This window comes from Shewanella sp. A22, assembly GCF_053850585.1.
Genome location: NZ_JBSQBN010000174.1, coordinates 1 through 7,210 on the forward strand (window position 1 = coordinate 1; position 7,210 = coordinate 7,210).

General features: G+C 42.2%; 6 protein-coding genes. 3 read left to right on the forward strand and 3 right to left on the reverse strand.

From position 1 onward, the window contains the following. Positions 1-123: 123 nt before the first annotated feature. Positions 124-1,158 (reverse strand): dihydroorotase, encoded by a 1,035-nt coding sequence (gene pyrC / locus ACWXWT_RS19370; RefSeq protein ID WP_456043211.1) that lies wholly within the window; start codon positions 1,156-1,158, stop codon positions 124-126. A gap of 503 nt (positions 1,159-1,661) precedes the next feature. Here pyrC and ACWXWT_RS19375 point away from each other — a divergent pair. From ACWXWT_RS19375 to ACWXWT_RS19385, 3 genes are read left to right on the forward strand one after another with little or no spacing between them, the layout of a single operon-like run. Next, positions 1,662-1,943 (forward strand): DUF134 domain-containing protein, encoded by a 282-nt coding sequence (locus ACWXWT_RS19375; RefSeq protein WP_456043212.1) that lies wholly within the window; start codon positions 1,662-1,664, stop codon positions 1,941-1,943. Positions 1,944-1,988: 45 nt separating this feature from the next. After that, positions 1,989-2,420 carry a transcriptional repressor gene (locus ACWXWT_RS19380; RefSeq protein ID WP_456043213.1) on the forward strand — a complete coding sequence of 144 codons (432 nt, stop codon included), beginning with the start codon at positions 1,989-1,991 and terminating at the stop codon, positions 2,418-2,420. A gap of 36 nt (positions 2,421-2,456) precedes the next feature. Further along, a complete protein-coding gene (locus ACWXWT_RS19385) occupies positions 2,457-4,166 on the forward strand; it encodes an FAD-dependent oxidoreductase (RefSeq protein WP_456043214.1) in 1,710 nt (569 codons plus the stop codon). 81 nt (positions 4,167-4,247) lie between these two features. Here ACWXWT_RS19385 and lysS read toward each other — a convergent pair whose 3' ends face one another. Together lysS and prfB are read right to left on the reverse strand one after the other, a co-directional pair. Further along, on the reverse strand, positions 4,248-5,750 hold the full coding sequence (gene lysS, locus ACWXWT_RS19390; protein ID WP_456043215.1) for a lysine--tRNA ligase: 1,503 nt from the start codon (positions 5,748-5,750) through the stop codon (positions 4,248-4,250). A gap of 55 nt (positions 5,751-5,805) precedes the next feature. After that, positions 5,806-6,904, reverse strand: a protein-coding gene (gene prfB / locus ACWXWT_RS19395; RefSeq protein ID WP_456043216.1) for a peptide chain release factor 2 whose coding sequence is annotated in 2 segments (ribosomal slippage) — positions 5,806-6,828 and positions 6,830-6,904 — 1,098 coding nt in all. Because the reading frame shifts where the segments join, the coding sequence is not laid out codon by codon here. Positions 6,905-7,210: the final 306 nt, after the last annotated feature.

Consider the following 7,210-nt stretch of genomic DNA (forward strand, 5'->3'; position numbering starts at 1 on the left):
TCTCAGGTATTCCACTTCTGTGTTACATCGATTTAAAAGGCAACAACCATTTCTACATCAATGTGCCTTGAATTGAAAAACCTGAGAGACTCTGAACTGACCAGATATTTAATGGGATTGGTATTAAACCTTAACTTTCCAGTTCACTTTCTGGCCTGCAAAAAAAGGCACAATGGGGTTACCATTAGGCAAAATAATTTCTTCAGGTACTGTCCACTCTTGCTTAATGAGCGTTACAGTACCGCTATTGCGCGGTAAGCCATAAAAATCAGCACCATGAAAACTGGCAAACCCTTCTAACTTATCTATAGCACCTAAGTTATCAAACACTTGGGCATATAATTCTAATGCACTCCATGCACTGTAACACCCTGCACAACCACACGCAGACTCTTTGCGGTGTTTTTCATGGGGGGCGGAATCAGTCCCTAAAAAGAACTTGCTTGACCCCGTAGCTACGGCAGCTTGCAATGCTTGTTGGTGAATGTTGCGCTTTAACACAGGCAAACAAAAATTATGCGGACGAACACCGCCCACTAACAAATCGTTACGGTTTAATAATAAATGCTGTGGAGTGATGGTTGCAGCAACATTAGCCGGCGCCCCAGCCACAAACTCTGCAGCCTCTTTAGTGGTGATATGTTCAAACACCACTTTAAGTTGCGGAAAAGCCTCTACTATTCGGCGTAAATAACGATCAATAAATATTTTTTCGCGATCAAATATATCAATATCTGATTCGGTCACCTCACCATGAACCAGCAACAACATACCTTGTTGTGCCATGACCTCAAATATAGGAAACAACGCATCCAATGCTTTCACTGCAGCATCTGAGTTTGTTGTCGCGCCAGCGGGGTATAATTTGCCCGCGACAACACCCGCCGCTTTTGCGTCAATAATATCTTGAGCGCTGGTGCTATTAGTTAAAAATAGGGTCATTAACGGTTCAAAGTCACTGCCTTGTGGACGGGCGGCTAAAATTCGCTCACGATAGGCCACTATCATCTCTGCATTAGTTACTGGCGGAACTAGGTTTGGCATCACAATGGCACGTTTGAATAAACGCGCAGTTGCTGGCACCGTTTCACGCAGCATGTCTCCGTCACGGAAATGAAGATGCCAATCGTCGGGCGTTGTTAGGGTTATCTGCGTCATGTGAGTTCCTTGTTTGCTACCACGTCTAATACCCATACCATTCGGTATATAATTAAATAATTACTGGCATGGGTTTAATACGACTATTGTGCCTGAAATCGCCATTTTTTAACAGGTTGCCGCCAACGCTATTAACCTCATTATCTGAATAGTGAATCTGGATAATGACTCAAAATCAGGCATTTCAATCGTGAGAAAACGCCAATTTGACTCAAATTTAGAAGACGCCATGGCAAATATTCATTCGCTTACACAATGACACAGATAAGCGCATCGCAGAGACCAAAATGACATTAAGCAGCAGGGTTATCCAATGTTGACCTTTCGGCCCACAGACTTGTGATAAAAGTGTTTGAGTATAATGGTATAATTTTTTCATTGAATATTTAAAATTATGGGTGAGTTCAAAGATCTGTTGATATATCAAACTAAGATAAATAATAGATCTTGCATGTATGAACTAAACTCAGTATATATAGCATATGCCAATAAAGAGGTGTTACATGGCAAGACCCAAAATCCCCCGAACCATATGTGGCCAAGCAGCCAACATCTGTTTTAAGCCCAATGGTATTCCAATGACGCAGTTAGAGCAGGTGCAACTTGCTGAAGATGAAATTGAGGCTTTGCGCTTAGTTGATTTACTGGGAATGCAGCAACAAGAAGCCGCTAAATCAATGAATATCTCTCGTCAAACGTTAGCAAACTTGGTGAAAGGGGCTCGGTATAAGGTGGTTGATAGTCTCATAAATGCTAAAGCGTTGATGACAAATAATATCAACTGAAGATTAAACACAGTTAACACGTATCGACGTGTTTAGGTAAGTCTAATGCAAGCAGTATTGAAAGACTCTGGCCTCAAAATAACCATTCAACGATGTAAATTGCTTGAGTTTTTAACTCAAGTCGATGAGCAGCATTTAACAGTAGAAAATATTTATCAGGGATTAAATGCACAAGGTGAGACCATTGGCCTCAATACTGTCTATCGGATTATGGCACATTTTGAGCGAGCAGGCTTAGTTGTACGACGGTTATTTGAGTCTGAAAGTGCGATTTATGAACTCAATAATAAGCCCCGTCATGATCATTTAATTTGTTTAACTTGTGGCAAGTTAATTGAATTTATCGATCCTTTAATTGAACTCCGTTTAGGATTAGCAGCAGAACATAATGGCATGAGTATCCATCACCACAGCCTCAATATGTATGGGCATTGCTTTGATTGCCAAAAGTTACTTGAGAGTAAATCGGGGAAATAGTCGTTACGTTAACTGTTCATTTTATTGGAGAAGACCATGACTAAAATAGTCATCATTGGTGGTGTTGCCGGTGGCGCATCGGCAGCAGCAAGAGCTAGACGCATATCGGAAAGTGCAGAAATAATTATGTTAGAAAGAGGCGAGTTTGTTTCATTTGCCAATTGTGGTTTGCCTTACCATATTAGTGGTGAAATTGAATCGAGAGATGCACTATTACTGCAAACACCCGAAAGCTTTAAATCTCGTTTTAATGTTGATGTCCGCGTATTTAATGAAGTCGTCGCAATTGATAGAAAAGCCAAGCAACTCACAGTACGTAATGTAATGACCAACGAAGTATATCAAGAGTCATATGACAAGTTGTTGCTTAGCCCTGGGGCATCTCCCATTAAACCACCAATTAGCGGCATCAATAACCATTTTGTGTATAGTCTACGCAATATTCCTGATATGGATAAAATCCTGTCTAACCTGACGCTACATAAGCCTAAACATGCCACTGTAGTGGGCGGTGGGTTTATCGGATTAGAAATGGTTGAAGCACTACGCCATATTGGCTTGGAAGTCACCTTACTCGAACTTGCAGATCAAGTGATGGGGCCTGTTGATATTGAAATGGCCAACATGCTACATCAAAAGCTAGTCGATAACGGTGTGGATTTACGCTTAAAGACTGGTTTAATAGCGGTCAACGAATGCCCTATACAACTCACTGAAGCTGATAATACCGATGATTATGATAAACCAGTGCCTGCCCATAACCATTTAGAATTAGCATTAAGTGACAACAATACTTTAGGGACAGATTTAGTCATCCTCGCCATTGGTGTTAAACCAGAAACCAGTTTAGCATCTGAATGCGGTTTAGCATTAGGTAAACTAGGCGGCATTCGAGTTGATGCTGGAATGCAAACCTCAGACCCCGATATTTATGCTGTTGGTGATGCGATTGAAACACCTGACTTTGTTACAGGCAACCCTGCACTGATCCCGCTTGCTGGGCCAGCCAACCGCCAGGGACGATTAGCCGCAGATAACATGCTGGGCGGTAATAAGGTCTATTGTGCCACTCAAGGAACTGCCATCTGTAAGTTATTTGATATGGCTATTGCTTCAACGGGGTTAAATGAAAAAAGCTTACTAAGGCAACGTATCCCATTTGAAAAAATCTATGTGCACACCGCAAGCCATGCCAGTTATTATCCTGGTGCTCATCCAATTAGCTTAAAACTGTTATTTTGCCCAGAAACAGGCCGTATTTTAGGTGCGCAAGCCGCTGGACTTGATGGCGTAGATAAACGTATCGACGTATTAGCTGTCGCACAGCGCGCTGGAATGACGGTATATGACTTAGCCGATCTTGAACTCACTTACGCGCCTCCATTCGGTTCAGCAAGAGATGTGGTCAATCAGGCCGGTATGGTTGCCGCTAATGTGTTACTAGGTGATGAAGCCATATGTCACGCTCAAGATATACACAACTTGACCGCTCAGCAGCTCATTGTCGATATTCGTAATCCAGGTGAACTAACCGCTGTGGGTTCAATTGACGGGGCAATAAATATTCCGCTGCCAGAGCTTCGAGAGCGACTCAATGAGCTCCCTAAAGACAAAGAGTTGCTGGTGTATTGCCAAGTTGGTTTACGAGGCCATGTTGCTTATCGCATGTTAGTCCAGCATGGTTTTAAAGTACGCAACCTCACCGGAGGCTATAAAACCTATCAAATGGTCAATGCGCACTTTTAGCCCTCACAACCAAAAAACCAGCCCACGGGCTGGTTTTTTATTAATATCAGCAACTCACTTAACGAGAGCCGACAAATGCTATTACGCCTGTGGACGCATCGCTGGGAATAAAATCACGTCACGGATAGTATGCGTATTAGTGAATAACATCACTAAACGATCGATACCAATACCTTGCCCTGCTGTTGGTGGTAAACCATGCTCAAGTGCAGTGATATAGTCTGCATCGTAGAACATAGCTTCGTCATCACCAGCATCTTTAGCATCAACTTGCGCTTTAAAGCGGTTGTCTTGATCTTCTGCATCATTAAGCTCACTAAAGCCGTTAGCCACTTCGCGGCCTCCGATAAAGAACTCAAAACGGTCGGTAATGAAGTCATTGTTATCATTACGACGTGCTAAAGGCGAAATATCCGCTGGGTAACCCGTAATGAACGTAGGTTGCATTAATTTTGGTTCAGCGGTTTCACCGAAGATTTCTTCAAGTAACTGACCACAGGTCCAGAATTTTTCTAGCTTCATGCCTAAGCTCTTAGCTAAGTCGCGCATAAACTCTAGGTCTTTAACTTGCTCGTACGTCATCGCCTGAATAGTCGCGTTGTCAGGATTGTACTTCTGAATCGCTTCTAACATGCTTAAACGTGCATATGGACCACCAAAATCAACAGTGTGCTCACCGTACGGCATTTGGGCACTGCCTAATAATTCAATGGCGATTGAACTGAGCATTTCTTCTGTTAAATCCATTAAATCTTTGTAGTCAGCATACGCCATATAGAATTCCATCATGGTGAATTCTGGATTATGACGTGGTGATAAACCTTCGTTACGGAAGTTACGGTTAATTTCAAATACACGCTCAAACCCACCAACGACTAAACGCTTAAGGTATAGCTCTGGCGCGATACGTAAATACATCGCCATGTCTAGAGCATTATGATGCGTCACAAATGGACGAGCCGTAGCACCACCAGGTATAACATGCATCATTGGGGTTTCAACTTCCATAAACTCTTTTTTTATCATAAAGTTACGCATAGAAGACACCACTTTAGAACGCATAATGAACGCGTTGCGTGAGTCTTCATTAACGATCAAGTCAACGTAACGTTGGCGATAGCGAGTTTCTTGGTCAGTTAAACCATGGAATTTTTCAGGTAACGGACGTAATGCTTTAGTCAGTAACTGATATTCTTCCATGTTGACGTATAAGTCACCTTTACCAGATAAATGTAACTGACCTTTAACACCAATAATGTCACCAATGTCTAAACCTTGATAACGCTCTTTTAAATCACCTTGTACTGGCTTGCCAGCATAAGCTTGAATACGGCCAGACACGTCTTGAATCACTAAAAATGGACCACGCTTTGCCATAATACGGCCAGCAATACTGGTTTGGAAAGCTAACGCTTCTAGGGCTTCTTTAGTTTGCTCACCATATTGAGCCTGTAACTCAGCCGCTTTATGACTGCGTTGCCATGTATTTGGATGAGCATTAGCAGGACAATTGGTGCGAATATGTTCTAATTTAGCGCGACGCTCTGCAATCAGTTTGTTTTCATCTTGTACGTGTTCAGTCATGTTTTATTCTCGCTTTGACCTGCCATCATTCCATGGCGGGAAGTATTAATGTTAATTAAAGTCCTGATTTTAGGCTGGCTTCAATAAACTTATCTAAATCACCATCTAACACAGATTGAGTATTACGGTTCTCAACCCCTGTACGTAAATCTTTAATTCGCGCATCGTCTAACACGTATGAACGAATTTGACTGCCCCAGCCGATGTCAGATTTAGCATCTTCGGCGGCCTGCTTATCGGCATTTTGCTTATGCATTTCTAACTCGTATAACTTCGCTTTTAATTGCTTAAATGCAGAGTCACGGTTTTTATGTTGCGAGCGATCGTTTTGACACTGCACTACCGTGTTCGTTGGTAAATGCGTAATTCGTATCGCGGAATCGGTTTTGTTCACATGCTGACCGCCCGCGCCTGAGGCACGGTAAGTGTCAATACGTAAATCCGATGGATTAATGTCGATTTCAATATCGTCATCAATTTCTGGGTAAACGAAAACCGAACAAAAAGATGTGTGGCGCTTACCAGATGAATCAAAGGGAGACTTACGCACTAAACGGTGTACACCTGTTTCGGTACGCATCCAACCAAAGGCATATTCGCCAGTAAACTTAATTGTTGCGCCCTTAATACCCGCAACATCACCGTCGGTCACTTCCATCAGTTCTGGACTAAAGCCATGTGCGTCACCCCAGCGTAAATACATGCGCAAAACCATGTTTGCCCAATCTTGCGCTTCTGTTCCGCCAGAACCAGATTGAATATCCAAATAACAATTTGAAACGTCATTTTTGCCAGAAAACATACGACGAAATTCGAGCTCGGCTAAACGAGTATCTAGCACTTCGAGCTCTGAAGCCGCATCATTAAAGGTTTCTTCATCACTTTCTTCAATGGCAAGTTCAAGTAACCCTTCAATATCTTCAAGACCGGAATCCATATCATCAATGGTTTTGACAACGGCAACTAAAGCTGCACGTTCTTTACCTAGCGCTTGAGCGCGTTCAGGCTCATTCCACACTTCAGAGCTTTCAAGCTCTCGACTAACTTCTTCTAAACGCTCACTTTTAGCAGCGTAGTCAAAGATACCCCCGAAGCAGCTCAGTACGTTCAGCAAGTTCTTTGATTTTGAATTTTACCGGATTAACTTCAAACATGAATATTCAACTTAAATTTAGCAGTTAACAAAAGGTGCAACTGCGCATTTTACCCCATGATGCGGGCTAAACCTAGACCAGAAGGCCGATTATTAATAAACAAACGATGAATAAATGTCATAAGCACAATATCTTAAAAAAATGCTTAACCTGCAGAAAAAAATGACAGTTAACCCCCCATAAAAAATGAACCACTTCGGGTTCATTTTTTTATGGGATATCACCCAATCGTTATATTTTGAACTGACCAACGAGTTGCGCCAAGGTTTGTCCCTCATTGGCAACATTTTTACTCATACTCGATGC